Here is a 23,793-nt window from a genome sequence, read left to right on the forward strand (position 1 = left end):
GGAACAAACAGGCAATCTATTTGAGTTGATCCCACCGGTTCCCACAGCATGACCAGCTTGGTGGGAACAGCGAATCCCAGTAATGGCGGGGTATTGCGGACTTTGTTCCCTCACTCCCACCGTTCCCACTTATTTATGCATAGAGAACGAGCACTGGTCATCAGTGGGTTGTGCTTTGGTAAGGCGGTCGGTTTGCCGATCACCACAGCTTCGGAATGCGTACAGATATAAAGACAGGTTCTAACTGAACACAGGAGGAGCATAACGTGAGAACCCAAGAGATGGACAAAGAGGAAAAACTGCGGCTGCAGTTGCAATTAGAACGCCAACGAAAACGGCTGCAAAAATTATGTAAACAGCCACCGGGTGTTGAACCTATCACTAAGTATCGTAATGCTTGGCCCCGGTTTTTGGGCGGGCAGCGGAGCCGACGATTGATGGAGAGAGCAGAACGAGAGCTGGCTCTTGAAGATTTGGGACCCATCGATCACTTGGCTGCTTTGGTCATTGCAATGGCCTGGCACCCCCATCGTGCTTACATCTTGTGCGTGGCAACACATCCAGGCGTCACCTGTGACGAACTGACGCACGACTATGGCTTGACGTACTCAAATCACAGAATGGTGTTTCGTCGCTTCAACAAAGTGCTGGGGAAAGTGGGTTGGCGTTTCACTTCACACCTCAAGGGGGCACAAAACGAGCCATGGGGCTGGACGCTGGAAAAAATCCCGATGGTCCCATTTCTAAGATGATCACTTTATTTGTTACAAGCGATCATAGCGCTGTGACTATGGCCTTCATGCTTGCAGAACTCAGTGATAGTGCGGGTTGTAGTCATGTTTAGGATTCTCAATCCCGGCAAAATGATCGTTTTTGGCAGTGTCACATCAGCCGATCGCTTAGTATCGACCTAAATATGGCTTAACAAGTTGTAATAAAAGTGTTTTTCATGAATTTTCGTCATCGAGCATGATCGCTTTCTCTATGCTGTTAGCGATCACTTTTCTTGCTAGCCAAGATCGTTTTTATCTCACCACGAGCCCACCAGGTCACCGCCATGCCAGTCATGGCAAGGGTTTTCTGGGTGGGGTGCACACAAGCACCAGCGGTTTAACGCCGAAAATAAAAAACCTTTATATGCTTACAGGTGATCACTGTTGCCAGCAGTCAGCAAAATCCGTGAGCGCATGACTCCGTCTGTCACTCGCAGCGGGTAACCGATTTCTCATCTCACACCACAATCCGCCGCAGCTGTGGTTTATAGGGCACAGGCTCGGGGGTAGACCAACTCATCAACCCATTCGCGGCAAGGGCCTGTTCTGGCAGGTGTTTGCCCTCTTGCTTTACCCGGTGCCATTCATGTTTGAACAAGCCTTCAAGAATATCGACGATGCCCTGCACAAATAGGCTCTTCCATCAACATAACTGGAGCGGCTAAGAGGCCCGATGCGGCTTCTTGTCATGCTTGTTGATTACTTACCCACTGATGGTTATTTTTGAACAATCATGGGTAATGCTTGTAACCGGGGTATCGGCGGCGGGTCGGTCGGTACGGAGCGCCGGTGGCTCTTTCCTGTCAGCACCCTCGACCCGACCATTTTCCCCTTCGACCAAACAACTCAAACCCGTGTCGCATGGCTCGCCAACAAATGGCATCGTCAAGAGCATGCCCTCCCTACTTGTTGATTGCTCCGTTGCCAAGTATTGATTAGCATACGGACAAAACATAACAAACATAACAGACATGACAAAACCAAACAATTTCCCGGCTATACTCCGTGCCACTCGTGCGGCCCTCAACCTGACTCAGGAGCAGCTCGCCGAGCGCCTGGGCGTCTCCTTTGCCACGGTCAACCGATGGGAAGGTGGCGGCAATAAGCCACAGCGTGCCGCGCAGGAGACCATCCTCGCGCTGGCGCGAGAGGCCGGGGTCGAGGGTGCTGAAAGCCCCCCACCTGCTGAAGCGGCTGCTCAGGTAACCCGGCGTCGCACTGGGCGGGCGGCGGCTGCGCCCACCACCAAGCCGATGGAGCAGATGCTGTGGGATGCCGCCTGCTCAATCCGGGGCGAGAAGGACGCGGCCAAGTTCAAGGATTACCTGCTGCCGCTGCTCTTCCTGAAGCGGTTGTCCGACGTCTTTGACGACGAAATCGAGCGCCTGGCCGAGGAGTACGGCGACCGGGCCACCGCTCTGGAGATTGCCGAGTCGGACCATTCCCTGTTGCGCTTCTACCTCCCCCCCGAAGCGCGTTGGGCGGTGATCAGCGGGCGCGAGTCGTTCGATTGGCCGCTTGATGACCGTGGCCGCCCGACCGCACCCCGGGATATCGGCGAGCACCTGACCAAGGCCGTGCGTGCCGTGGTTAAGCAGAACCCGACGCTGTCCGGCGTGATAGACGTGGTGGACTTCGCCGCCGAGCGCAACGGCGAGCGCGACATCAACCCGGCCAAGCTGCGCGGCGTGGTCGAGACGTTCTCCGACCCGCGCTACCGCCTCGGCCTTGCCGACGTGCAGCCCGACTTCCTTGGCCGCGCCTACGAATACCTGCTGCGCAAGTTCGCCGAAGGCTCGGGCCAGAGCGCGGGTGAGTTCTTCACCCCGACCGAGGTCGGCTTTCTGATGGCGCACATCCTGCGCCCCAAGCCCGGTGAGACCTGCCACGACTACGCCTGTGGCTCGGCGGGGCTGCTGATCAAGCTCCAGCTCGTCGCCCGTGAACTCGACCCCACCAGCCGCGTGCCGCTCAAGCTCTCCGGTCAGGAGCTGCAGGCCGAGAGTTATGCCGTGGCACAGATGAACGCCATCATCCACGACATGGAGGTGGAGCTGGCGCGCGGCGACACCATGATCAACCCCAAATTCCGCGAGTCCAGCGGCAAGATTCGTGGGCACGACATCGTGGTGGCCAACCCGATGTGGAACCAGCCGTTCGCGGCGGACCTGTTCGCCAACGATCCGTTCGATCGTTTCCGCACGGCGGGCGGCATCACCAGTGGCAAGGGGGATTGGGCCTGGCTACAGCACACGCTGGCCTGTCTGGATGACCACGGCCGCGCCGCAGTCGTGCTCGACACCGGCGCGGTAACACGTGGCTCCGGCTCCAAGAACGAGGACAAGGAACGCAACATCCGCAAGTGGTTCGTTGATCAGGACCTGATCGACGGCGTGATCCTGTTGCCCGAGAACCTCTTTTACAACACCACGGCGGCGGGCGTCATCGTGGTGCTGAACAAGCGCAAGCCCGCTGCTCGCAAGGACAAGATCGTCCTGCTCAATTGCAGCCGCCACTTCCAAAAGGGCAAGCCCAAAAACTATCTGCCCGAGGAAGATATTCGGTCATTGGCTGCTATGTACGTCAAGGGTGAACCCGTTGACGGCGAGTTAGCCGTCATCACCAAAACGCAGGCAGAAGAGACCGACTACAACCTCAGTCCAAGTAGATGGGTCGGACAGGCCAGTTCAACGGAGTTTGGATCAGTCAGTGCGTTGGTCAAGAAGGTGACCGCTCTGGATCAAGAGACGCACCGCCTTTCAGCAATCATTTCGAAGCTGCTGGCAGGAGTCGAAGATGAGTCTGTTTGACGTCGATCTTGGCTCTGGACGGATTTGGAGTCGCGTTGGAGATTCCTATGCAGTCACGAAGAAACCTCGCGGCCTCAATGTCGGCGCTGTGGCCGAAATTCCCTTCTCAGCGATGGAGGCAATTCCGCAAGGTGGCGCCTACGATCCAACCTTCACGATGAGGTCGCCGCAGGCAATTACCAGCGGCACGTACGTTGAACGCGGCGATGTGCTGGTCGCGAAGATCACGCCTTCATTCGAGAATGGTAAGCAGGCGTTGGCCCGCAGCCTTCCAGCGCCATTCGGTTACGCCACTACCGAAGTTATTCCTTTGCACCCGAGCAAGCCAGGGCATGATCCTCGGGTGCTGTTCTTCTATCTCCTGCATCCCGATGTTCGTCACCATGTCGCGGAACGGATGGAAGGCTCTACCGGTCGTCAGCGAGTACCAGAAGGCGTACTTCTCGATTTACCAATCCCGGAAATCGAGCCAGACGATCAATCGGCCATTGCGGATGCGCTGGAGACGATTCACGAAGCTGCTGCCGCTGAACTGAGCGCCGAACAAAACGCTAGGGCCCTGAAGCGTACCGCGATGAACGCTCTCTTTACGCGCGGCTTGCGAAATGAAGCTCAGCAAGATACCGAGATTGGACCGGTTCCGGCTGGTTGGTTGGTTGAGCGGCTCGGAGTGCATCACTCTGTCGTCTCAGGCGGCACGCCATCGCGGAGTAATCCCGCATTTTGGTCGGGAGGCACCATTCCGTGGGTTAAGACTGGAGAAGTGAATTACTGCGTCATTAGGGAAACCGAGGAGCAGATTACGCCGCTTGGGATTGAGCAATCCGCCGCTAAACTGCTGCGAGCCGGCACCCTACTGATGGCCATGTATGGACAGGGAGTGACCCGGGGTAAGGTTGCCATCCTTGGTATCGAGGCTGCATGCAATCAAGCTTGCGCAGCCATCTCACCGAAAGACGACGCGATATTGCCGCATTATCTGTACCACTTCCTTAGCTGGCGCTATGAGGAAATTCGATCTCTTGCGCATGGCGGTCAACAGCAGAACCTCAATCTCGAAATAGTGCGAGAGCTTCCTGTTGCGTACCCGCAGAGCCTCACAGAGCAGGAAGAGATCTTCACAACACTTGACGCACTAGACCGCAAGATCGATCTGCATCAGCAGAAGCGATGCGTGCTGGAAGAGTTGTTCAAGGCGCTGCTGCACAAGCTGGTGACCGGCGAGATAGCCGTGTCGGATCTGGATCTGTCGGCGCTGTCCCCGGCCTCGACGCAACCCGAGGAGGCCACGGCATGAGCACACTCAAGATCAGCGAAGCCGGCACGGTGCAGTTCCCGATGGTGAAGCACGCGATGGAGATCGGCTGGACGTCGATCACGCCGCAGGACGCACGCACCAAGCGCGGCGGCGAGGCGGGCACCTTCTTCCGCGACGAGCTGGAAGCCAAGCTCGCCGCGTTCAACTCCTGGATGACCACCGATGCGGTGCGCTCGGTGGTGGAAACCCTGGATGCTCTGCCGGCCACCATAGAAGGCAACCGCGAACTGCTTGCCTGGCTGCGCGGTGAACGCCAGTGGTACGACGAAGGCGAGAAACGCCATCGGCCCGTCACCGTGATCGACTTCGAGCACGTGGCGGACAACGTCTTCCACGTGACCTGGGAGTGGAAGATCAAGCCGCCCGCGCGCAAGGGCAACCGGGCCGACGTGATGTTTGTCGTCAACGGCGTACCGGTGGGGATCGTCGAGCACAAGAACCCGAAAGACAACGACGCCATCGAGCGGGCGATCAAGCAACTGCGCCGCTACGAGCTGGAAACGCCGGAGCTGCTGGCGACCACCCAGCTGTTCAACGTGACGCACCTGCTCGATTACTGGTATGGCGTGACCTGGAACGCCAACCGGCGCGACATGGCGCGCTGGAAGCAGGCGCCGGAGGAAACCTACCGCTTTGCGGTGCAAGCCTTCTTCGAGCCGACCGACTTCCTGCGCACCCTGCAGCACTGGATCTTGTTCTATGTGCAGGACGGCGAGACCCGCAAGTCGGTGCTGCGCCAGCACCAGCGGCGCGCTATCGACGCGATCCTGGACCGCTGCGCCGACCCGGCCAAGACACGCGGCTTGGTCTGGCACACCCAGGGCTCGGGCAAGACCTTCACGCTGCTGACGGCGGCGCGTCAGATCCTTGAGGACAAGGCGCGCTACGCCAACGCGACGGTAATCCTCGTGGTGGATCGTACGGAGCTGGAAGGTCAGTTGAAAGGCTGGGTGGAACGCCTGCTGGGCGAGATGCAGCAGCAGGATATTGCGGTTGAGCGGGCCAACAACAAGGCCAAACTGCAGTCCCTGCTGGATGCCGACTTCCGGGGCTTGATCATTTCGATGATCCACAAGTTCGAGGCCATCCGCAAAGACAGCTGTCTGCGCGACAACGTCTACGTGTTCATCGACGAGGCGCATCGGTCGGTGGCCAAGGATCTCGGCACCTACCTGATGGCGGCCGTGCCCAAGGCCACGATCATCGGTTTCACTGGAACGCCCATCGCGCGCACCTCGCAGGGCGAAGGCACCTTCAAGATCTTTGGCACGCAGGATGAACTGGGCTACCTGGACAAGTACTCCATCGCCGAGAGCATTGCCGACGAGACGACGCTGCCGATTAAGCACGTCATGGCGCCGAGCGAGATGACGGTGCCCGCCGAACAGCTGGACAAGGAGTTCTTCGCGCTGGCCGAGAGCGAAGGCGTGACCGATGTAGAGGAACTGAACAAGGTGCTCGACCGCGCGGTGGGCTTGCGCACCTTCCTGACGGCGGACGACCGCATCGAAAAGGTGTCCACCTTCATCGCCGAGCACTTCAAGGAGAACGTGCAGCCCCTGGGCTACAAGGCCTTCGTGGTGGCCGTGAACCGCGAGGCCTGCGCCAAGTACAAGAAGGCGCTGGACAAGCTGCTGCCGCCCGAGTGGAGCGCGCCGGTCTACACCGAAAACTCTGCCGACGTGGTGGACCGGCCACTGGTGGCCGAGTTGCAGATTTCCGACGAGGCCGAGGAGCAGGTGCGCCTCCTGTTCAAGAAGCCTGCCGAGAACCCGAAGATCCTGATCGTCACCGACAAGCTGCTCACCGGTTACGACGCGCCGCCGCTGTATTGTCTATACCTCGACAAGCCGATGCGCGATCACGTACTGCTGCAGTCGATTGCGCGCGTGAACAGGCCCTACGTGGACGCCAATGGCGTGCAGAAGCGTGTCGGCTTGGTGGTCGACTTCGTCGGTGTGCTGCGTGAACTCAAGAAAGCGCTGCAGTTCGACTCCAGTGATGTCAGCGGTGTGATTGAGGATTTGGACGTGCTGCTGCAGGACTTTTTGCAACGCATCGAGCAGGCCAAGAAGGACTACCTTGAGTCGGACGCCGGTGGTTCGCCCGACGAGCGACTCGAACGCCTAGTGTTCGGCCGCTTCCTGACGCCCGAGGCGCGCAAAGCGTTCTTCGAGCATTACAAAGAGGTTGAGGCACTGTGGGAAATCCTCTCGCCCGACCCGGCGCTGCGTGACCACATCGCGACGTATAGGCAGCTTAGCCAGCTATATGCGACTGTGCGCAACGCCTACGCCGAAAAGGTCGGGTTCGTTGCTGACCTGGCCTACAAAACCCGCCGCCTGATCGAGGAAAGCGCAGAGCAACATGGTCTTGGACGATTGACCAAGACCGTGACCTTTGACGTGGCAACCCTGAAGTCGCTGCGCGGTGATAATGGGTCCGACGAAGGCAAAGTATTCAACCTGGTGCGTGGTCTGCAGCACGAGATCGACCAAGACCCTGCCGCCGCACCGGTGCTGCAACCGCTGAAGGACCGAGCTGAGCGCATCCTGAAGGATCTGGAAGAGCGCAAGTCGAACGGTCTGGCTGCGATGGACCATTTAGCAGCTCTGGCGGCTGAGAAGGAAGCGGCTATGAAGGCGGCGCGCGACAGCGGCCTGTCCGCTCGCGCTTTCGCCGTAGCCTGGGTGCTGCGTGAGGATGCCGCCGTCAAGACTGCGGGGATCGATCCCATGACGCTGGCCAAGGACGCCGAAGAGTTGCTCGGACGCTTCCCGAATGCCCCGGTCAACGCCGACGAGCAGCGACGGCTGCGTGCGTCGCTGTACAAGCCCTTTCTTGCCCTGGCACAGGAGGAACGTGCACGGATCGTCGACCTGGTGGTGCAGTTGCTGCTCGCGGATGGTGGCGAATGAAATCGTCGCTGTACCCGGCACAAGACTTAAGGCGCCGCGCACTGGCCTGGGCGGTCAAGCTGAAGGTTAATCCCCGCGTTGTACGGGTGCAGGAGATGCGCAGGAAGTGGGGCTCCTGCTCATCAGCAGGAACCGTCACCTTGGCCACTGATTTACTCGATCAGGATGAGCCTTTTCAGGATTACGTCATCGTTCATGAACTGCTTCACCTGCGTTACGCGAACCACGGGAGGATGTTCAAGGCACTGATGAGCGCCCATGTCCCTGGTTGGCGAACGATCGAGGAAAGTCAGATAGCGGGTGCTGGTGGATCATCCGTTGAGCGACGCTCGCGCAAACCTAGCAGATATGTCAAATAACGATGGAATCCCCAAAAGCTATGTCCTTCGTGACACGAGAACACAGAATGCGCAAAACGAGCAATAACATGCTGCGCACGCAGAGCTAACGAGGAAGGCTCCATCACTGAGACGACTGGCGGCGCAGACTTCCCAACATACCGTAAGAATGTGACCCTGAGAGGAACCCAAAGGGGGCCTATATGAAAGACTCACCCACCCTCGGCAAGGGGTGCACCGTCACGAATGGTAACACTGACAGTAACAACGCCGAGTTACATCTAAAAATATAAACCTTGCAAATCAACAGGCTGTTAACTTAATTAAGGTTCCCCCAGCGTTTGGAAAGGGCCATCTCGCAAGAGGTGGCCCTTTTTTATTACTCTGTTTTCAGCAAACACCCAATCCGCATAATCTCGCCGCCAATCCCGTTACTCCTCGCAACGAGCTATCAACTCTGACATCAGAGTGATGGTCATGGCGATGCTCATGGTGTCACCGCGCTGCAGCAGCCGCAGGCCGGGGTGACCGGCCATATGGTGGGCATTGGCGGCGTGGCTCTGGGGCTCAAGACAAACAAAACCGCTCGCTTCATCCGGCTGATAGAGCATCAGGAAAGAAGCGTCGCTGACCACCTTCAGCCGTTGCTGGCGGGTGGGGTGCACCAGCTCGGCCGTACCATGCCAGCCACCGTAACAGTGGTTGAGCCACCCTTGCGGGCACTGCCACTGGCGAAAGTCAAGGTGGGGCGCTAGCCGGCTAGACCAGTCGGTCGGCAGATGCTCCGGCCCCTCCTGCCAGACGCCGCTCGCCAGAAAGCGAATCTTTGTCTGCTCGTCGCGCCAGAAGAGGGGATGAAAACCGGCGCCGTAGAGACAAGGCGCCTCCCCCAGATGGGTCAGACTGATGCGTGCCAGCAGGCTCACCCCCTGTAGCCGATAGTCAATCTCGGCCAGATAGTGAAAAGGGCCGCATTGGCTGTTGAGCTGCAGCGTCACCGAACTGGCAGAGCCTGCCACCCGCTGCCATGGCAGCAACCAGCCATCGCCATGCAGGAAGAAGTCGGGATCAACCAGATTTTCTGGCAAGCGATGCTCCTCCTCCCACAACTCAAAACAATTGCCTGCCACCCGGTTGGCCAGCGGCACCATAGGAAAGAGGGCGCTTTCGCCGGGATAACAAGATGTACTGGGGTCACTATCGCGCAGCAACGGGCGCCCTTTGTCATCCTCAAGACCCTGCAGACAGGCCCCTTGTGTTGAAACCCGCATCCTAAGATGCGGGTTGCTCAATGTGTATACCGTCATGCCGAGGCGCTCGCCTTGGTCGGCGTCAACTCCACCTTGCCCTGGGCCAGCTGGGCTTCCAGCGCCTCCAGCGTCACCCCCTTGGTCTCGGGCACCTTGCGATAGATAAAGATGAGCCCGGCGAAACAGATGATGCCGTAGAGCAGGAAGCTGCCTGCGGCCCCCAGCCCGGCGTTGAGCAGCGGGAAGGTGTAGGTCAGCACGAAGCAGGCGATCCAGAGCGCCAGGGTTCCGGCCGACATCGCCAGCCCACGCACCCGGTTGGGAAAGATTTCGGAGAGCAGCACCCAGGTGACCGGCGCCAGGGTCAGGGCATAGATGGCGATGGCCGCCAGCACCAGCAACAGCACCGGCAAGCCCAGCACGCCGCTGGCATAGGCCGCCGCCATCATGCCGTAGATGATGGTGAGACCGGCCGAGCCAATCAGCATCAGCTTGCGGCGGCCGAGCTTGTCCACCATGGGCAGTGCAATCAGGGTAAACAGCAGGTTGATAAGGCCGGTGGCGACAATGGATTTGAGGGTGCTGTTGATGTCAAACCCGGCGGAGGCAAAGATCTCCTGCGCGTAGTTGAAGATGACGTTGATGCCGCACCACTGCTGGAATACCGCCAACACCATGCCGATGATGAGGATGGGGCGCACCGAGGGCTTGCCCAGCTCCGCCAGCGATACCTTGTGCGCCGACTCCCCCACCAGCGTCTGGCGGATCTCGGCCAGCGTCTGCTTGGCATAGCCATCGCCACCAATCTTGCCGAGCATGCGGGCCGCCTGCTCATACTGGCCATCTTTGGCCAGCCAGCGCGGTGACTCCGGCACGAAGAACATCAGCACCAGAAACGCCAGCGCCGGCACCAGTTCGGCCCCGAACATCCAGCGCCAGCCGGACTGGCCGTTCCAGGTGGCCAGAATATCGGCCTGGGTGGCGTTGCTCGCGACCGGATCGGCGATCATCAGGTTGACCAGCTGAGCCGCCAGCACACCGATCACGATGGTGAGCTGGTTGATGGCAACGAACTTGCCCCGCTTGTCGGCCGGACTGATCTCGGCGATGTACATGGGCGAGAGCGCAGAAGCCAGACCGATACCGATCCCCCCCACAATGCGATAGACCACGAACAGATCGAAGTTGCTGGCCGCAGCCGTACCCCATGCCGAGATGGTAAACAGGATGGCGGCCAGGATCAGCGGCTTCTTGCGGCCGAAGCGATCCGCCGACCAGCCGGAGATGGCGGCCCCCAGCACACAGCCCACCAGCGCCGAGCTCATTGCCCAGCCGGACTGGGCCGGATCGGTGATGGAAAAATAGGCCTCATAAAAGGGCTTGGCCCCGCCGATGACCACCCAGTCGTAACCAAACAGCAGGCCACCGCAGGCGGCTACCAGGCAGATCATCCAGACGTAGCCCATGTTGAGCCGGTGCGTATCCGAGCGATGTTGAGTGTGTTCCATGACTCATCCTTATTATCTTGTCGATTGTAGGGTGCAGTGGCGCCCCGTACCGTGGCGGGGCGCCCGTTGTTGTTATGGCTGTGATGGATTGAGTGACAGCTCGCGGCAGATCAGGGCGAACAGCTGCCCCTTGTCGTGAGCCGGGTTCAAGATGAGCAGCTCGCGCAGGGTCTGGGCACACGCGTCGCGCTGATCCAGCCCCAGCTGACCGAGGGCCCTCACCAGCAGACAGTGCTGGCGGTGTTTATGCTGCGGGTCGTCATCCAGCACGATGAGATCCGGCAGCGAAACGGCGAAGAAGTCCGCCTCGACCGACTCGCCCATTGCCTGCTCGGCCCAGCCTACCATCCCTTCAAACAGACGCTGCGCCTCGGCAACCCGACCAAGACGCGTCAGCGCCATACCCTGATAGAAGAGGTAATCCACCGGCTGATCGTTGTAGTAGCGGCTGGCCCCCAGCGACCCCTGACCAAGACAAGCCGATTGCAGGCACTGGGCCGCCAGACTCTGGTTGTCACAGGCCAGATGGCAGAGCGCCAGCAGGTAGTGAATGTCGTTGTCGGTTTGTCCTACAAGGCGCCCCTCTCCCAGATTGAGGGGGTAGTGCAGCGCCTGTTGCAGCAACGGAATAGCCTGCTCGTGGCGTCCCTGAGTCATCAACACCAAGGCACGGCGCTGCTGGTTGATGAGGTACTGGCCGGTCACCTTGCCCTCGCCCCCCTCCCAGGGGTGGAATTCGCGCAGCCGCAAGATCTCGGCCGCAGCCTCCAACTGACCGGTGATGTGATAGAGGCTGAGCAGTTCGGCGGTCAGATCATCGCGCTTGAGGGCGACCGCCCGGTGCGACTCCAGCAGGGCCAGCCGCTCTGCGGGGGCCATGGCACAACGCTTGTGCAATTGATCCAGCTCGAACAGCAGCCGCGCATCGTTCGGCTTGAGAGCAAAGGCCCGACGGAGGCACTGCTCGGCCGCCGCCATATCACCCGCCTTGTTGAAGTGGTGGATACCGAGGTTACGCCAGACCGGGGCAAAGTCCGGTGCCTGCTCGCACACCCGCAGCCACAGGGCAATCGCCTGCTCGTAGTTGCGCTTGCTGTAGTGAAAGCAGGCCAGCAGATAGCTGGCAAACCAGCTGTGGGAAAGCTGCGCCAGCATGGCCACCTCGCCCAAGGTGTTGGGGAAACGTACCTTGCGGCCAAACGCCTGCTCGGCCCGCATCAGCAGCGCCTCCTGCTCCGGCCCCGCTGCCAGCAAGCTCGCCTCGAACAGCAGCGGCAGGGTCTCCTCCATCGGCAGGGCTGCCAGCAGCTTGCTGGCCAGTTCGGGGCGCCGCCAGCTCAGCAGTTCGCTGGTGAGGAAGCAGAGGTTGGTGCCACGCCCGTTGCAAAGACGGACCAGCGCGTCGCGATCGGCGGTCTGCTCGCTCGCCAGCCAGCGCAGGAAGGCCAGCTGATAGTGAAGCGGATAGCGGACTCGCTGCTCGTCGATATAGGTAATAGCTGCCTCCGGCTCACCAGACTCCAGCAGGGCCAACCCCTTGAGAGCGATGGCACCGTAGTGAGTGCCGTTGACGGCGAGGCTGCGCTCGACAAATTGCAGCGCCTGCGAGGCGTCGCGGCGCACCATGGCGATACGGGCCAGCCCGAGGAAGCCGCCATCGCGACAGTTGCCACTCCAGGTCGCCTTGTAGAAGTCATCGAAGGCGGCATCGAACTGGCCGAGTCGCTCCTCGATATGGCCGCGCAGCAAGCTGGCCTTGCCGCACTGGGGGTTCTTGTTGAGGCGATGGGCCCGGGTCAGCGCCTGATTGACGTAGACCAGCGCCTGCTCATAGTTGGCACGGTTGTACTCCAGGGTCGCCAGTGCCAGGTTGCAGCGATAGTCGCCGCTATCGAGCTCCAGCCCCCGCAGGTAGTAATCAAAGGGTGAGCGGCTGGCGTGCAGATACTGCTCCAGATGCTGGCCGATGAAGTAGAGCTCGTCGACCGAGTCGAGGTTGACGGCGGGCTCTGGTGCGGTGGCCGGATCCGGCAGAGCCTCGCCTGCGGGCTGATGCTCCAGATAGCTCAGCACGCACTGACCCTGCTCATCCAGCAGACGGGCCTGCAAACGCCCCTCGCTGGTAATGGCGAGCGACTCCAGCCAGGCCTGACCCGGCTGCAGATCCAGAGGTTGCGTAAACAGCACGCCCCCCTCGTCGCTTACCTCGAAGCTGGCCCCGCGAAGTGGCGCCACCGCATAGACCCCGCAGACGAGGCCGTCATCGCTGCGCTCCAGCTTGATAGCGGCGCGGGTGTTGGCGTTTTGCAGAGTGCCCAGGGTGTTGTAGGGCAGGAAGTTCTGCACAAACACCTTCTCCTCCCCCGCATCCAGCCAGGTGAAATCGGGCTGGTTGTCGGTATAGACCCCGGTCATCAGCTCGATGTAGGGGCCGTTGTCGTCGGTCAGGTTGCGATCCCAGGCCTGACCAAAGTCACAGTTGCCCCAGCTCCACTGCTTCTTGCCCGGCGAGACGTGGTGATCCGCCACGTGCAACAGGCCGCCCTGCTCGTCATAACAGTAGGCACCAACGAAGTCGTAGTCAGATTTGTCCGCCATATAGGAGGTGGGCACCGGAATGTTGCGGTAGCGGGAGATATCGACCCCGGCGGAGTAGTCCACCTTGTAGTAGGTGCCACGGGCGATGGGGAAGGCGCTGACGTCGCGCTTGCCGTGGTCGTAGACGGCGGTGACATCGGGCGGGAAGACGCTCTGGTGGGCATCCCCCCCTTTCACTGCCGGGTTGGACCACCAGAGGAAATGGCGCGGCGTGTCGTTGCCGTTGAACACCTTGCCGGTGATCTCGATGAGCGCCTTGTCGGGATAGAGGGTGAAGCCTGCCATCACCTGCAAACCACGCATCGGCTCAACCTCGCCCAGCCAGACGGTCTTGGCGCCACCCTCCTGCTCCGCGATGGTGAAATCCACCGGCATGAAGGTGGTGGGTCTGTGGTGCTGCGGCCAGTTGAACTCGATGCCGCCGGAGATCCAGGGCCCTACCAGCCCCACCAGCGCGGGCTTGATCACTTCGTTGTAATAGACGAAATCCCGCTGCATCACCTTGTCGTAAGCACGGTGGATGCGACCACCCAGCTCCGGCAACAGCATCACCTTGATGAAGTCGTTCTCCAGCCAGACCGCCCGATAGGGCTTCATCTGCTTCTGGCCGGTGAGGGTATCGATCACGCCATAGGGATAGACGGCCCCCGAGGAGCCCTGATAGACCCGCTTCTCGAGAAACATGGGGTTGGGATCTTCGGTACCCACCTCGTAGGTCGGCAGGGTGATGGTCTCGACCCAGACCTTGACATCAGCTCTCATCAATCTCGCCTCACTTAATACTTGTTAGTAAAAATTTCAGTGAGACCAGATTAGAATGGTTAAACCACCATTAATTGCCTAAAGATCACGCAATACAGTAAGCGGAGTTTAGTGAAGTGATGAGCACAGGGTTGAACAATCAGAAGGTACGCCACCACAACAAGCAGGTGCTGCTGGCCCTGCTCTACCAGCTCAAGGAGGCGAGCAAGTCCACCCTGGCACGCCATTGCGAGCTCTCCATTCCGGCGGTCAGCAAGATCCTCGACGAGCTGGTGGCCGAGGGGGCCATCAGCCACAGCGAGCAGAACCTCTCCCAGCGCGGCATCAATGGCGGCAGCTACCGCATCGCCAGCGGTCAGGGGGCGATCCTCTGCCTCAATATCAGCCCCACCAGTCTGGAGAGCATTCTGGTGGACAACCTGATCACCCCGCTCGATGACTACGCCGGCCAGAAAATTGCGCCGCAAACCCCGGACGAGCTGCTGCGCCTGATCGAGGTCTGCTACTACCAGCACAAGCGCCACCACAAGGGGCTGGCGATCCGGCTGGCCATCGCGGTACACGGTCAGGTCAACCCGGCCAGCGGGGTGTCACAGACTATGCCACAGGCCCCCTGGCACGCGTCGGTCGAGCTCAAGTATCTGCTGGAGGAGCGCCTCGGCTGCGAGGTGATGGTGGACAACGACTGCATCATGCTGGCGCTGGCCCAGAAGTGGCAGGGGGTGGAAAACGTCGGCGATTTTTGCGTCATCAACGTCGACTACGGCATCGGTTCAGCCTTCATCATCAACGGCCAGATCTACCGGGGAGCCCTGTTTGGCAGCGGCCAGATCGGCCACACCATCATCAACCCGGATGGCAGCGCCTGTGCCTGCGGCCGTTACGGCTGTCTGGAGACGGTCGCCTCCCTCTCGGCCATCAAGAAGCGGGCCCGGGTCTTTCTCAAGCAGCAGGGGGCGGATCCCGCAGCACTGGCGGAGGGGCGTGTCGGCACAGCCCAGCTGCTGGCACGCTATCAGCAGGGAGAACCCATGATCCGGGCCATGGTGGACGAAGGAGCCCGCGCCATTGGCCTGAGCCTCTACAACTTTCTCAACATCCTCAACATCAACCGTATCTGGCTCTATGGTCGCAGCTGCGGTTTTGGCGAGGAGTGGCTGCAGACCATCATCCACCAGACCGGTGCCAACCCGTTCGACTGCAGCGACGCCGTCAACGCCACCCACATCCGCTTTGGCCAGCTCAGCCGCGCCCAGCAGGTGATGGGGATTGGCTATCTCTATGTGGAAAGTGCCCTGGCACAGCCTCACTAGCCTGTTTGCGCAAGGGCTGACTCAGACCCCCGCCTGCTGGCAGGCCCAGTCGATGAAGGCTTGCGCCTTGGGGTTCTGGCAATTGGGCAGGGTGGCAATGTAGTAGCGCTGGGCGCAGTGCACCGCCATGTCCGGGAAGGGGGCCACCAGCTCGCGCCGTGCCAGTCGCTTGCTCACCAGGTTCTGGCGCCCCATGGCGATCCCGGCGTGGTTCATGGCGGCGATGATGGCGAGATCGGAGCGATCAAACCCCATGCTGGCCCTGCATGCCGAAAGCGACACGCCGGACTGCTCGGCCCAGCTGGACCACTCGTCGCCGTCGGAGTCATGGCCCCAGGCTTGCCGATCGTGCAGCAGGCGGCAGTGCGCCAGGTTGGCCGGGTTGGCCGGGTTGGCCGGGTTGCCGAGCAGCCCGTGCTGTTCGGCATACTCAGGGCTGCACACCGGCACCATGTACTCGTCCATCAACGGATGGATGGCGAGCCGCGCAGGCGTCTTGTCGTCGAAATAGAGGGTGAGATCGATGCCGTAACCGTGCAGGTTGATGTTCTCGTTGCCGGTCATGATGTTGAGCTCGATCTGGGGATGCAGGCGAGAGAAATCCGCCAGTCGCGGCACCAGCCAGCACTGGGCGATGGAGGGACGCGAGTAGACGGTCAGGGTGCCCGACAGCTCCTGATGGCGGATCTCAAGGATCTCCTGGTTGATGAACTCCAGCGATGACTTGAGCGCCCAGAATACCCGCTGCCCGTCTGCCGTCAGCGCCACCTTGCGGTGAAAGCGCTGGAACAGCTTGAAGCCGAGATCCTCCTCCAAGGCGCTTATCCGGTGGCTCACCGCACTCGGGCTGAGCGCCAGCTCGTCGGCGGCCAGCGCAAAGGAGCCGTGTCTGGCTGCCGCCTCGAAGGTGTGCAGCCTGGCCAGCTGATAGCCGTTGAGCAGCTTGTTTCCCGCAACACAGCTTCTCGCCACATAGTTCTCTTCGCCGTACATATGCCCCCCTTGCGAAATCGGCACCGATGATACCGAAAAAGTGGCCCGCTGCATCAGCTCACACCACGCAAAACCACCTTCACAACATAAATGTGATGAATGTGGCACCTTTGCATCAACCCAGCTCATCCAAGCTGCCGATTTCATCATTTGTCAGGGAACCTGCATTTTCATTCAATAGCGCCAACATCATTCCCATCACAGAGGCACGCCATGAATTCAGAAATGTGGATCGTCGGAACCCTGCTGACCAGCATATTGCTGATCGTCGTCACCATAGTGAAAGGCAAGGTCCACCCCTTCCTCGCCCTGCTGCTGGCGAGCTTCTATGTGGGTGCCCTGATGGGGATGAACCCGCTCAAGATGGTCAATGCCATGGAGGAAGGCATAGGCGGCACCCTGGGCTTTCTGGCCGCCGTCATCGGCCTTGGCACCATACTCGGCAAGATGATGGAGGTGTCGGGCGCCGCCGAGCGCATCGGCCTCGCCCTGCAGCAGTGCCGCTGGCTGTCGCCCCAGGTGACCATGGTGCTGGTCGGGCTGGTATGCGGTATCACCCTGTTTGTGGAGGTGGGGGTGGTGCTGCTCATTCCGCTGGCCTTCTCCATCGCCCGCAAGACCAACACCTCGCTGCTGACCCTGGCCATTCCACTCTGTACCGCCCTGATGGCCGTGCACTGCATAGTGCCGCCCCACCCCGCCGCCCTCTATGTCACCAACCAGCTGGGTGCCGATGTGGGATCCGTCATCGTCTATGGCCTCGCGGTCGGGCTGTTTGCCTCGCTGGTGGGTGGCCCGCTGTTTCTGAAGCTGCTGGGCAAGCGGGTACCGTTCAAGGGGGTGCCTGCCGCCTTTGCCGACATCCAGGCCCGCAACGAGGACGAGCTACCGACCTTGGGCGCCTCTCTCTTCACCGTGCTGCTGCCTATCCTGCTGATGCTGGTCAAGACGGTGGCCGAGCTCAACATGGATCACGCCAGCCACCTCTATACCCTGCTGGAGTTTATCGGCAACCCCATCACCGCCATGTTCATCGCCGCCTTCACCGCCTACTACGTGCTGGGGATCCGCCGGCGCATGCAGATGGAAGGGCTGCTGGACCAGACCGAGCAGTGCTTCTCCTCCATCGCCAACATACTGCTGATCATCGGTGCCGGCGGCGCCTTCAACGGGGTACTCAAGGCCAGTGGCCTTGGGGACGGCCTGGCCACCATCCTCTCCCAGCTCGACATGCATCCCATCCTGCTGGCCTGGCTGGTGGCCATCGTGCTGCACGCCGCCGTGGGCTCAGCCACCGTCGCCATGATGGGGGCGACCGCCATCGTCTCCCCCATCATGGTGCACTACCCGAACATCAGCCCGGAGATCATGACGCTCGCCATCGGCTCTGGCGCCATTGGCTGCACCATGGTCACCGACTCCCTGTTCTGGCTGGTCAAGCAGTATTGCGGCGCCACCCTGAACGAAACGCTCAAGTACTACACTACCGCCACCTTTGTCGCCTCCCTGATGGCGCTGGCCGGCACTTTCCTGCTCTCCTGTATCGTGTAACGAGGCCGAGAACAACATGAAACACATCGACGTATCACAACTCACCCAGCAGTTTCCGCTGCTGCAATCCCTGATCGCGCTGGAACCGGTCAGCTGGTTCAACCCCAAGGCCACCACCCTGGTGGAAGGTCTTCCCTATGTGGGGCTCGATGGCAGCGATGTGGCGGATGCCTCCGCCCGCCTAGCCCGCTTCGCCCCCTACCTGTGTGAAGCCTTCCCCGAGACCCGTGCCAGCAAGGGCATTCTGGAGTCCGAGATCGCAACCATTCCCGCGATGCAGGCCACTCTCAACCAGCGTTACGGCGTTGAGGTCACCGGTCGATTGCTGCTCAAAAAAGACAGCCATCTGCCCATCTCCGGTTCCATCAAGGCGCGCGGCGGCATCTACGAGGTGCTGGCCCACGCCGAGCAGCTGGCGATCAAGGCTGGCCTGCTCTGCGAAGAGGACGACTATCGCAAGCTGTTTACAGACGAGTTCCGCCACTTCTTCAGCCAGTACAGCATCGCGGTGGGCTCCACCGGCAACCTCGGCATGTCCATCGGCATCATGAGCGCCCGCCTCGGCTTTCGCGTCACCGTCCACATGTCGGCCGATGCGCGGGAGTGGAAGAAGCGCAAGTTGCGCGAACATGGCGCCATCGTGGTGGAATACGCCGAGGATTACGGGGTGGCCGTGGAGCAGGGACGCAAGGAGGCCGAACGCGATCCCGCCTGCTTCTTCATCGACGACGAGAACTCCCGCACCCTGTTCCTCGGCTACGCAGTGGCCGGTGAGCGGGTGAAAACGCAGTTTGATGACATGGGGATTGTGGTGGACGCCGACCATCCGCTGTTTGTCTACCTGCCTTGTGGTGTCGGCGGCGGCCCCGGCGGGGTGGCCTTTGGCCTCAAACTCGCGTTTGGGGACAATGTTCACTGCCTGTTTGCCGAGCCGACCCACTCCCCCTGCATGCTGCTCGGGGTCCACACCGGCTTGCACGATGCCATTGCGGTGCAAGACCTTGGCATCGACAACCTCACTGCGGCCGACGGCCTGGCGGTGGGGCGCGCTTCCGGCTTTGTCGGCCGCGCCATGGAGCGGCTGCTGGCCGGTTTCTACACCCTGAGCGATCAGGAGATGTATGACCTGCTCGGACTCTTGGCCCGCGCTGAACAGATCAAGCTCGAACCTTCTGCGCTGGCCGGCATGGCAGGTCCGTGGCGCGTGGCGGCCAACCTTGAATGGCAGGCTGTCCAGGGGCTGGATGCAGCCAGAATGGCCCGGGCCACCCACCTGGTGTGGGCCACCGGCGGCGGCATGGTGCCCGCCGAGGAGATGGAAAAGTACCTGGCCAGCGCCCGCCTCTGATCTTTTTTCCAGCCATAAAACCCGCCAGACTGGCGGGTTTTTCTCGTGTGGGATCAGCAAGATGGCGCCGCTGTTCGCCCCCTTGCAAGCCAGACGGCCAGACAGCTGGACACCCTGAATTGCCGACAATCCCCCCAAGCTGGTTATTTTGTGATACGATAGTGACCGTTTTTTGACATCTGCACCCACGTTGGCGCCCTGATCCGGCGAGATCGCGACCCAATCCGTCGATCACAACCATGTCGGGCATGCAGAAAAACCGTGGCCTGATGGCCCCGTCCGGCACAAAGCCTGGCGGTGGTCAGCAAGACACACGAGATAAGGAGATCGGGCAATGAAACAATATCAAAGCTGGCTGGGACAATATCTGATGAGTCGCCGCGATGGGGATCACGCCATGGCATCCGAACTCGCCAGCTCCATCTGCGAGTTCTGGCAGGCCCAGGGAGACGAGGCCGAGTTCAGCAAATGGCAGCAGATCTACCAGCAGCACGTGGAAAAGACCACCTGACCCATTGGGTGCCCCCATCGGCACCCGCCCATCACCCATAAAAAAACCGGCGCTCATGGCGCCGGTTTTGCATTTCAGGGACCAAATTACATCTGGTCGACCATGTCCTGGGCGAACTGGGAGCAGGAGCGCAGGGTGGCCCCTTCCATCAGACGCTCGAAGTCATAGGTGACAGTCTTGTTGCGGATCGCCGCTTCCATCCCCTTGATGATGAGATCGGCCGCTTCGGTCCAGCCCATGTGACGCAGCATCATCTCGGCAGAGAGGATGAGGGAGCCCGGGTTGACCTTGTCCTGACCAGCGTATTTCGGCGCGGTGCCGTGGGTTGCTTCGAACAGGGCCACGCCGTCGCCGATGTTGGCACCCGGTGCGATGCCGATGCCGCCCACCTGGGCCGCCAGCGCGTCGGAGATGTAGTCGCCGTTCAAGTTCATGCAGGCGATGACGTCATACTCGGCCGGGCGCAGCAGGATCTGTTGCAGGAAGGCGTCGGCGATGACGTCCTTGACGACTATGGTCTTGCCGGTTTTCGGGTTCTTGAAGGAGCACCAGGGGCCGCCGTCGATGAGCTGGGCATCGTACTCTTTCTGGGCCAGGGCATAGCCCCAATCCTTGAAGGCACCTTCGGTGAACTTCATGATGTTGCCCTTGTGCACCAGGGTCACGGAGTCGCGATCGTTGTCGATGGCATACTCGATGGCGGCACGGACCAGACGCTCGGTACCGGCCTTGGACATGGGCTTGATGCCGATGCCGCAGGTCTCGGGGAAGCGAATTTTCTTCACGCCCATCTCGTTTTGCAGGAAGGCGATCACCTTCTTGGCCTCGTCGCTGTCGGCTTTCCACTCGATGCCGGCGTAGATGTCTTCGGCGTTCTCGCGGAAGATCACCATGTCGGTCAGATCAGGACGCTTGACCGGGCTCGGGGTGCCCTCGTAGTAACGGACCGGACGCAGGCAGATGTAGAGATCCAGCTCCTGACGCAGAGCCACGTTGAGGGAGCGAATACCGCCACCGACCGGGGTGGTCAGCGGGCCCTTGATGGCCACGCAGTATTCACGAATGAAATCCAGGGTTTCGGCCGGCAGCCAGGTACCTTCGCCATAGACATGAGTCGACTTCTCGCCGGTGTAGATCTCCATCCAGGCGATCTTGCGCTCGCCTTTGTAGGCTTTCTCGACCGCGGCATTCACCACATTCAACATGGCCGGGGTCACGTCCACACCGATGCCATCCCCTTCGATAAACGGAATGATCGGATGGTTGGGAACCTGCAGCTTGCCGTTGGCATCGACTGTGATTTTCTGGCCCTGGGTCGGGATAACTACTTTGCTTTCCATCGGCATCTCCTAACTTCCGTTTGTTATCAATCTGTAAGTTGCGCGCGGCCATCTTAAGCCCATCCATTTGCAGAATCAAATGGCGAGCACGCATGTCAGACCATAGTCGCGCACTGGATCACAATGCGTCCCTTCGGCCTGCTCCGGATCCGAAGCAGCCCCGCCGGTGCCTGACTCGGACAGGCTCCAGCAGCATCCCTGCTTATCCCGCCAGCCCCTCGGCCTGCCCCTGCGGCTGGCTGAGTGCCCGGTACTGGGAGGGGGTCAGCCCGGTCTTCTGCTTGAACACCCGGCAAAAATAGTTCACATCGCTGTAACCACAGCGGCTGGCCACCTCTTCGAGGCGAAAGCGGTATTTCTTGAGCATGAACTTGGCCCGATCGATGCGCACCCAGCTGATGTAATCGGCCAGACGCATGTGCCCCTGCTCTCGAAACAGGTGCGACAGGTGGCTGGCCGAGACGTTGAAGCGATGGGCGATCGAATCCCGGCTGATGGGGCGGTGAAAGTTCTCCTGGATATAGATGCAGATCCCGTGAAACAGCTCGGCCCCCCGCGGCCGCTCGAAGGTGGACTCGGCCAGCAGCTGGCGCACGCTGGTGAGCAGCGCCTGCAGCAGGTGATTGTCGGTGGGGGAGCGAGCGGGATCCTCGGTCAGCACGTTGAGTGCCGCCAGTATATGTTCGTTCACATGGCCGGCCCGGGCCATGATGCTGTGCTTTTGCACGTCAAAGAAATCGGGGTCTTCCCGCCGCTTGCTCACCAGACTGAAACCCAGCTGGCGCTTGCCGAACAGCAGGCTCAGCACCGAGCAGTCGGTGGTCCAGAGCGGCTTGTTCCAGCCGTTGGGGGGGATGTAGAGCGCCTGCCCCGGGGCGATACAGATCTCCTGGCAGCCCTGCTCCCTGTCCCAGATCTGGTTGCGGTACTCGCCGCTGAACACCAGCTCGAGGCGAGGAAAGTTGACCTGATAGCTGAAACCGGGCGGCACCCCCTGATCCTGGGCAAACCAGATCTGGTCGAAGGGGGCCTGCTCGTGGAGGGCGCCATCGAGCAACTGGCTGAAGACAAGAGACATGCTGATCCTGATCAAGAGAGAGGCAAGCGGTTGCGGTGCCCGCGACCGCCCATGTTATAGTCCGGTCCGCGGCAGCAATGCCACCCTTTTCTGCACCCGATTTTCTGCACACCAAATGAGGCATCCCTTATGAGCAGTCGCGATCTGCCCTCTTTTTTGTCAATGCAAAATCCGATTCAAGGCTACGACTGGGGCAGCCATGACGCCCTCACCACCCTGTTCGGCATCCCCAATCCGGCGGGCAAGCCCCAGGCCGAACTGTGGATGGGTGCCCACCCCAATGGCTGCTCCGAGGTCGTGCTGGCCGGGCAGGCGCAAAAGCTCTCGACCCTGATAGAGAACGCCCCCGCCGCCGTGCTGGGGGACGCCACCCAGGCCCGTTTCGGCAGCCTGCCGTTCCTGTTCAAGGTGCTGTGCGCCGAGAAGGCTCTCTCCATTCAGGTGCACCCGAGCAAGGCGCAGGCCGAAGCCGGCTTTGCCAAGGAAGAGGCCGCCGGCATCTCGCCCAAGGCCGCCAATCGCAACTACAAGGACCCCAACCACAAGCCCGAGCTGGTGTTTGCCCTCACCCCCTATCAGGCGATGAACGGTTTTCGCGCCATCCCGGCCATCCTGGCGCTGTTCGAGCGGGTCAAGCTGCCCGCCCTTGCCGAACTGGTTGCCGCCCTCGCCGCCAGCCAGAATGAAGCGGGTCTGCAGCACTTCTTCCACCAGTTGCTGGTGCTGGCAGGGGCGCGCAAGGAGGAGGCACTGGCGGGCCTGCTGGCCTTTGCCGCCGCCCATCAGGATGAAGAGACCTTTGCGCTGATCACCAGCCTGGCCGCCCAGTACCCGGGGGATGTGGGGCTGTTCTCGCCGCTCTTGCTCAACGTGGTGACCCTGCAGCCCGGTCAGGCGATGTATCTGGACGCCTGCACCCCGCACGCCTATGTACGCGGCACCGGCCTTGAGATCATGGCCAACTCCGACAACGTGCTGCGCGCCGGGCTCACTCCCAAGTACATAGACGTGGCCGAGCTGCTGGATTGCACCCGCTGCTTGCCCAAGCCGGACGACCAGATCCTGCTGGCCCCCCGCATGGAAGGGGCGGTACAGCACTTCGAGGTGCCGGTGCCGGACTTCACCTTCAGCGTCTATCCGGCGGGCGAGCACCAGCTCACCACCGCCAGCGCCGAGATCCTGTTTGCCATCGACGAGGTGGTGATCCTCAAGCGCGGTGACGACACCCTGCGCCTCGAGAAGGGGCAGTCCGCCTTCATCCCGGCCGCCACCGGCCGCTACCAGCTGCTGGCCGAGGGCCGGGTCGCCCGCGCTGGCAACCGCTGCTAAACCGGTCTGCATCGACCCATGACCACAAGGGCCATCCAGGATGGCCCTTGTTTTT

17 protein-coding genes are annotated in these 23,793 nt (G+C 60.9%); 10 read left to right on the forward strand and 7 right to left on the reverse strand.

What is annotated here, in order from left to right:
- Positions 1 to 266 precede the first annotated feature (266 nt).
- Complete coding sequence (locus QLG02_RS07480; protein WP_282464878.1) at positions 267 to 752, forward strand: hypothetical protein; 486 nt, start codon at positions 267 to 269, stop codon at positions 750 to 752.
- A gap of 478 nt (positions 753 to 1,230) precedes the next feature.
- Here QLG02_RS07480 and QLG02_RS07485 read toward each other — a convergent pair whose 3' ends face one another.
- Positions 1,231 to 1,401 (reverse strand): hypothetical protein, encoded by a 171-nt coding sequence (locus tag QLG02_RS07485; RefSeq protein ID WP_282464879.1) that lies wholly within the window; start codon positions 1,399 to 1,401, stop codon positions 1,231 to 1,233.
- 343 nt (positions 1,402 to 1,744) lie between these two features.
- Between QLG02_RS07485 and QLG02_RS07490 the strand changes: the two genes are divergently transcribed.
- The 4 genes from QLG02_RS07490 to QLG02_RS07505 are packed head-to-tail and all read left to right on the forward strand — an operon-like array spanning position 1,745 to position 8,178.
- The gene (locus QLG02_RS07490) at positions 1,745 to 3,583 is read left to right on the forward strand and encodes an N-6 DNA methylase (protein WP_282464880.1); all 1,839 of its coding nucleotides are present in this window, start codon (positions 1,745 to 1,747) and stop codon (positions 3,581 to 3,583) included.
- Positions 3,570 to 4,880 carry a restriction endonuclease subunit S gene (locus tag QLG02_RS07495; protein ID WP_282464881.1) on the forward strand — a complete coding sequence of 437 codons (1,311 nt, stop codon included), beginning with the start codon at positions 3,570 to 3,572 and terminating at the stop codon, positions 4,878 to 4,880. Before QLG02_RS07490 ends, QLG02_RS07495 begins: the two co-directional genes overlap by 14 nt.
- Positions 4,877 to 7,819, forward strand: coding sequence for an HsdR family type I site-specific deoxyribonuclease (locus tag QLG02_RS07500; RefSeq protein ID WP_282464882.1), 2,943 nt, complete (start codon positions 4,877 to 4,879; stop codon positions 7,817 to 7,819). The genes QLG02_RS07495 and QLG02_RS07500 overlap by 4 nt, the downstream gene beginning before the upstream one ends.
- Complete coding sequence (locus QLG02_RS07505; RefSeq protein ID WP_282464883.1) at positions 7,816 to 8,178, forward strand: M48 family metallopeptidase; 363 nt, start codon at positions 7,816 to 7,818, stop codon at positions 8,176 to 8,178. The genes QLG02_RS07500 and QLG02_RS07505 overlap by 4 nt, the downstream gene beginning before the upstream one ends.
- A 410-nt stretch (positions 8,179 to 8,588) precedes the next feature.
- Here QLG02_RS07505 and QLG02_RS07510 read toward each other — a convergent pair whose 3' ends face one another.
- The 3 genes from QLG02_RS07510 to QLG02_RS07520 form a co-directional block, all read right to left on the reverse strand.
- Positions 8,589 to 9,464 carry an aldose 1-epimerase gene (locus QLG02_RS07510; protein WP_282464884.1) on the reverse strand — a complete coding sequence of 292 codons (876 nt, stop codon included), beginning with the start codon at positions 9,462 to 9,464 and terminating at the stop codon, positions 8,589 to 8,591.
- The gene (locus QLG02_RS07515; protein WP_282464885.1) at positions 9,461 to 10,915 is read right to left on the reverse strand and encodes a sugar porter family MFS transporter; all 1,455 of its coding nucleotides are present in this window, start codon (positions 10,913 to 10,915) and stop codon (positions 9,461 to 9,463) included. Before QLG02_RS07515 ends, QLG02_RS07510 begins: the two co-directional genes overlap by 4 nt.
- Before the next feature lie 72 nt (positions 10,916 to 10,987).
- Positions 10,988 to 14,275 (reverse strand): DUF5107 domain-containing protein, encoded by a 3,288-nt coding sequence (locus QLG02_RS07520; protein WP_282464886.1) that lies wholly within the window; start codon positions 14,273 to 14,275, stop codon positions 10,988 to 10,990.
- Between the two features lie 131 nt (positions 14,276 to 14,406).
- On the opposite strand from QLG02_RS07520, the gene QLG02_RS07525 reads away from it, so the two are divergent.
- Entirely contained in the window at positions 14,407 to 15,588 is a 1,182-nt protein-coding gene (locus QLG02_RS07525) for an ROK family transcriptional regulator (protein ID WP_282464887.1), read from the forward strand.
- Between the two features lie 21 nt (positions 15,589 to 15,609).
- On the opposite strand, the gene dsdC is transcribed toward QLG02_RS07525, so the two are convergent.
- Positions 15,610 to 16,581, reverse strand: coding sequence for a DNA-binding transcriptional regulator DsdC (dsdC, locus tag QLG02_RS07530; protein ID WP_282464888.1), 972 nt, complete (start codon positions 16,579 to 16,581; stop codon positions 15,610 to 15,612).
- A 213-nt stretch (positions 16,582 to 16,794) separates the two neighbouring features.
- Here dsdC and dsdX point away from each other — a divergent pair, with 213 nt between their 5' ends.
- From dsdX to QLG02_RS07545, 3 genes are all read left to right on the forward strand, one after another.
- The gene (dsdX, locus tag QLG02_RS07535) at positions 16,795 to 18,132 is read left to right on the forward strand and encodes a D-serine transporter DsdX (RefSeq protein WP_282464889.1); all 1,338 of its coding nucleotides are present in this window, start codon (positions 16,795 to 16,797) and stop codon (positions 18,130 to 18,132) included.
- A gap of 16 nt (positions 18,133 to 18,148) precedes the next feature.
- A complete protein-coding gene (locus tag QLG02_RS07540) occupies positions 18,149 to 19,480 on the forward strand; it encodes a D-serine ammonia-lyase (protein ID WP_282464890.1) in 1,332 nt (443 codons plus the stop codon).
- 334 nt (positions 19,481 to 19,814) lie between these two features.
- Positions 19,815 to 19,991, forward strand: coding sequence for a hypothetical protein (locus QLG02_RS07545; protein WP_011705338.1), 177 nt, complete (start codon positions 19,815 to 19,817; stop codon positions 19,989 to 19,991).
- Positions 19,992 to 20,077: 86 nt separating this feature from the next.
- On the opposite strand, the gene icd is transcribed toward QLG02_RS07545, so the two are convergent.
- Together icd and QLG02_RS07555 are read right to left on the reverse strand one after the other, a co-directional pair.
- Positions 20,078 to 21,331 (reverse strand): NADP-dependent isocitrate dehydrogenase, encoded by a 1,254-nt coding sequence (gene icd / locus QLG02_RS07550; protein WP_282464891.1) that lies wholly within the window; start codon positions 21,329 to 21,331, stop codon positions 20,078 to 20,080.
- A 202-nt stretch (positions 21,332 to 21,533) separates the two neighbouring features.
- Complete coding sequence (locus QLG02_RS07555; RefSeq protein ID WP_005298937.1) at positions 21,534 to 22,409, reverse strand: AraC family transcriptional regulator; 876 nt, start codon at positions 22,407 to 22,409, stop codon at positions 21,534 to 21,536.
- 129 nt (positions 22,410 to 22,538) lie between these two features.
- On the opposite strand from QLG02_RS07555, the gene manA reads away from it, so the two are divergent.
- The gene (manA, locus tag QLG02_RS07560) at positions 22,539 to 23,738 is read left to right on the forward strand and encodes a mannose-6-phosphate isomerase, class I (RefSeq protein WP_282464892.1); all 1,200 of its coding nucleotides are present in this window, start codon (positions 22,539 to 22,541) and stop codon (positions 23,736 to 23,738) included.
- Positions 23,739 to 23,793 lie beyond the last annotated feature (55 nt).

The sequence above is a fragment of the Aeromonas sp. V90_14 genome (assembly GCF_029967615.1).
Taxonomy (GTDB): domain Bacteria; phylum Pseudomonadota; class Gammaproteobacteria; order Enterobacterales; family Aeromonadaceae; genus Aeromonas; species Aeromonas hydrophila.

Excerpts from the sequence above, each read along its gene's own strand:
- QLG02_RS07490 (WP_282464880.1), top strand. The coding sequence starts at position 1,745 with ATGACAAAACCAAACAATTTCCCGGCTATACTCCGTGCCACTCGTGCG.
- QLG02_RS07495 (WP_282464881.1), top strand. The coding sequence starts at position 3,570 with ATGAGTCTGTTTGACGTCGATCTTGGCTCTGGACGGATTTGGAGTCGC.
- QLG02_RS07500 (WP_282464882.1), top strand. The coding sequence starts at position 4,877 with ATGAGCACACTCAAGATCAGCGAAGCCGGCACGGTGCAGTTCCCGATG.
- QLG02_RS07505 (WP_282464883.1), top strand. The coding sequence starts at position 7,816 with ATGAAATCGTCGCTGTACCCGGCACAAGACTTAAGGCGCCGCGCACTG.
- QLG02_RS07510 (WP_282464884.1), bottom strand. The coding sequence starts at position 9,464 with ATGACGGTATACACATTGAGCAACCCGCATCTTAGGATGCGGGTTTCA.
- QLG02_RS07515 (WP_282464885.1), bottom strand. The coding sequence starts at position 10,915 with ATGGAACACACTCAACATCGCTCGGATACGCACCGGCTCAACATGGGC.
- QLG02_RS07520 (WP_282464886.1), bottom strand. The coding sequence starts at position 14,275 with ATGAGAGCTGATGTCAAGGTCTGGGTCGAGACCATCACCCTGCCGACC.
- dsdC (WP_282464888.1), bottom strand. The coding sequence starts at position 16,581 with ATGTACGGCGAAGAGAACTATGTGGCGAGAAGCTGTGTTGCGGGAAAC.
- dsdX (WP_282464889.1), top strand. The coding sequence starts at position 16,795 with ATGAATTCAGAAATGTGGATCGTCGGAACCCTGCTGACCAGCATATTG.
- QLG02_RS07540 (WP_282464890.1), top strand. The coding sequence starts at position 18,149 with ATGAAACACATCGACGTATCACAACTCACCCAGCAGTTTCCGCTGCTG.
- QLG02_RS07545 (WP_011705338.1), top strand. The coding sequence starts at position 19,815 with ATGAAACAATATCAAAGCTGGCTGGGACAATATCTGATGAGTCGCCGC.
- icd (WP_282464891.1), bottom strand. The coding sequence starts at position 21,331 with ATGGAAAGCAAAGTAGTTATCCCGACCCAGGGCCAGAAAATCACAGTC.
- QLG02_RS07555 (WP_005298937.1), bottom strand. The coding sequence starts at position 22,409 with ATGTCTCTTGTCTTCAGCCAGTTGCTCGATGGCGCCCTCCACGAGCAG.
- manA (WP_282464892.1), top strand. The coding sequence starts at position 22,539 with ATGAGCAGTCGCGATCTGCCCTCTTTTTTGTCAATGCAAAATCCGATT.